The organism is Betaproteobacteria bacterium, assembly GCA_016791345.1.
Taxonomy (GTDB): domain Bacteria; phylum Pseudomonadota; class Gammaproteobacteria; order Burkholderiales; family JAEUMW01; genus JAEUMW01.
In genome coordinates, this window is sequence record JAEUMW010000344.1 from 1 (window position 1) to 2,906 (window position 2,906).

The window sequence follows — 2,906 nt, forward strand, 5'->3', positions numbered from 1 at the left end:
CTCACCGTTCCCCGGATTCGGGCAACCACGAAGCCGATGGATCTCGTCGTCCTCGGTCTGCTCCTGATCCAGCTCGTTCTCGGGCTCGCGAGCATCGCCGTCTCCTGGGGACATCGCGACGGCAGCGAAATGGTGAAGCTCATGATGTGGGCACAGCACATCGTCACCTTCCGCAGCGATGCGGCAGGCTTCATCACGGACGTCGCCCCGATCTTCAAGCTGCACCTGCTGCTCGGGATGACGATCTTCGTCGTGTTCCCCTTCTCTCGGCTGGTTCATATCTGGAGCGGTTTCGGCTCGCTCGCATATCTGGCGCGCCCCTATCAGATCGTGCGCGGCCGCAGTTGAGTCGATTGGCCGCAAAGTACGGAGGGCGTGCACTCGGGTTGAGCTAGATCAACACGGGGTGGGCGCAACTGCGCTCTAATTACACGTTTCACCTTGGGATCGACCTGCGTGGATCACATCGCCTTTCCCCCACTCGTTATCAAGGGCACACGCCTGCTGCCGATCGTGCAGGGCGGCATGGGCGTGGGCGTGTCCGGACACAGGCTCGCCGGAAACGTGGCCCGCCAGAACGCGGTCGGCACCATCGCGAGCGTCGATCTGCGCCGGCACCACGAAGACCTGATGGCGGCGACAGGCCGCTGCCGGGACCGCGCCGCGATCGAGCAGGCGAACCTGGTGGCGCTCGACCGCGAGATTCGCGCCGCGCGCGCCATCGCGGACGGTCGCGGCATGATCGCGGTGAACGTCATGCGCGCCGTTTCCCAGTATGCCGACTACGTGCGTCAATCGTGCGCGAGCGGCGCCGATGCCATCGTGATGGGCGCCGGGCTGCCGCTCGACCTGCCCGAGCTGACGGCGGCGTTCCCCGACGTCGCGCTGATTCCGATTCTGTCGGATGCGCGCGGCGTTTCCATTCTGCTCAAGAAGTGGTTGCGAAAAAATCGTCTGCCCGATGCGATCGTGCTGGAACATCCGCGCTACGCAGGCGGACACCTCGGGGCGGCGAGCGAAACGGACGTCGGCGATCGGCGTTTCGATTTCGACGTGGTGCTGCCAGCGGTGTTCGAGGTGCTGCGGGATCTCGGGATCGAGCGTGAGCGCATTCCGCTGATTGCCGCCGGCGGGATCAACAGTCACGAAAAGTTCGTGTCGCTCATCGGTCTTGGCGCCGCTGCGGTCCAGCTCGGGACGCCGTTCGCGGTCACCGAGGAAGGCGATGCGCATCCCAATTTCAAGCGCGTGCTGGCGGAGGCGAAGCCCGAGGACATCGTGACCTTCATGAGCGTGGCGGGGCTGCCTGCGCGCGCAGTGCGCACGCCCTGGCTTGCGCGCTACCTCAAGCGCGTCGAGCAGTTGCGCGCCCACGCCTGCGAGAAGGCACACAAGTGCACGCTCGCCTGGGACTGCCTCATCCAGTGCGGATTGCGCGACAGCATCGCGAAGTTCGGACAGTTCTGCATCGACAATCAGCTTGCCGCCGCGCTCCGCGGTGATGTCGAGAAGGGCCTCTTCTTCCGCGGCTCCGAGTCGCTGCCATTCGGCGCGGCGATCCGCCCGGTGCGTGAACTGATCGGCTATTTCCTCACCGGACAGAAGCCGGAAGGGGTCGCCGCTTGAAATCCCTGGGCGGCGGCGGATTACTCCCCGCCGCGAGCGGCGCGACGCAGCTTCCCATTGGCATCGGCATCGCGGGCAACCTCGGCAAGACGCGCGAGATTGCCGGTGCAGACATCGCGCTTGCAGTGCATGAGGACGCCTGCGCGCTTGAACTGCGCCACGATGCGGCTGGCGGATTCGGTGGTGATGCCGAGGATCGCGCCCATGTCCTCGCGGCTGATCAGCGTGATGGCGTCAGTGCCGTGGTTGCGGGCAAGGAAAAGCAGCAGGCGCGCAACGCGCCCGTGCGCCGATCCCGTGGAAAGGTCGGTCAGCACCGCTTCGGCTTCGTTGAGGGAACGATGGAACTGCCGCAGGAGCTGACGATGGAAGTCCGGGATCTCGCGGTCGAGCTGTTCGAGCAGATCGACCGGCACCCGACACAGAACGCCGCGCGTGAGCATGACTGCGGTGTGATGGTACGGCTCGGCGAACAACGCTTCGAGGCCGGCGGTAACCCCTGGCTTGAGGATGCGCACGATGCGCTCGTCTCCGTTCTGCAGGCAGTGCGAGAGCTTGAGGAGGCCGTGCCGCACCACGTAGACGACGGGACTTTTCTCGGCGCTCTGGTAGATGGTCGTGCCGGGCGCATAGAGCAGATGGTCGACCTCCCGCAGGACTTCGCCTGCCCGCTGCTCGGAAAGCCCCGCGAAGAGATCGAGGGCACGCACCGGGCACGGACCGCATTCGACTTCTTGATTCCGCAGAGCATGTGGAGAACGAAGCTCTTTCTCGGTAAAGATGTTCATCCTCGCCTCTCGGGGGGCGGTAAGCGCATTGCCCTCCGCCCGAAACTCGGCACGTTAGCGCGATTATAGTTTCAAAGCGCAGCACAATTGACCTACCTCAATGACAATTTCCGCAGAATTCCGTACTGTTCAGCCTAGCCGGGGTGTAACGATATTGACTCACAGTCTGTACCATGTGCGAGTCGTCGCGATGTGATTTCGTGACGACCAAGGGGCAGCGTGGACCAGTTGTTCTCGAACAAAATAAGGCGTTACGTCGGGAGGAGAAGATGAGTGAGACCCAGGAGGAGTCGACGTCCGGCCGTAGTGGCCGGGCGCGCAGCGCGTCGCCCAGGGCAACGGCCGTTACGTCTGAGAAACGACGCGGCGCGGCAAAGCCTCAACCGCCTGTAGAGGCGGAGATGGTCATCCCGCAGCAATCGCCGACAGAACCCTGCGGTCGCGACCGGATGATCGCGGAAGCGGCCTACTTCCGCGCTGAACGCCGCGGCT

The 2,906-nt window shown here is 64.3% G+C and carries 4 protein-coding genes; 3 read left to right on the forward strand and 1 reads right to left on the reverse strand.

From position 1 onward, the window contains the following. Positions 1-348: respiratory nitrate reductase subunit gamma (narI, locus tag JNK68_13575; GenBank protein MBL8541383.1), on the forward strand; the 348-nt coding region annotated here is incomplete at its 5' end. A gap of 108 nt (positions 349-456) precedes the next feature. Continuing rightward, entirely contained in the window at positions 457-1,626 is a 1,170-nt protein-coding gene (locus JNK68_13580; GenBank protein ID MBL8541384.1) for a nitronate monooxygenase, read from the forward strand. Positions 1,627-1,646: 20 nt separating this feature from the next. On the opposite strand, the gene JNK68_13585 is transcribed toward JNK68_13580, so the two are convergent. After that, a complete protein-coding gene (locus tag JNK68_13585; GenBank protein MBL8541385.1) occupies positions 1,647-2,336 on the reverse strand; it encodes a Crp/Fnr family transcriptional regulator in 690 nt (229 codons plus the stop codon). A gap of 479 nt (positions 2,337-2,815) precedes the next feature. Here JNK68_13585 and JNK68_13590 point away from each other — a divergent pair. Continuing rightward, positions 2,816-2,906, forward strand: a 91-nt coding sequence (locus tag JNK68_13590) for a DUF2934 domain-containing protein (protein ID MBL8541386.1), incomplete at its 3' end; no start/stop codon positions are given.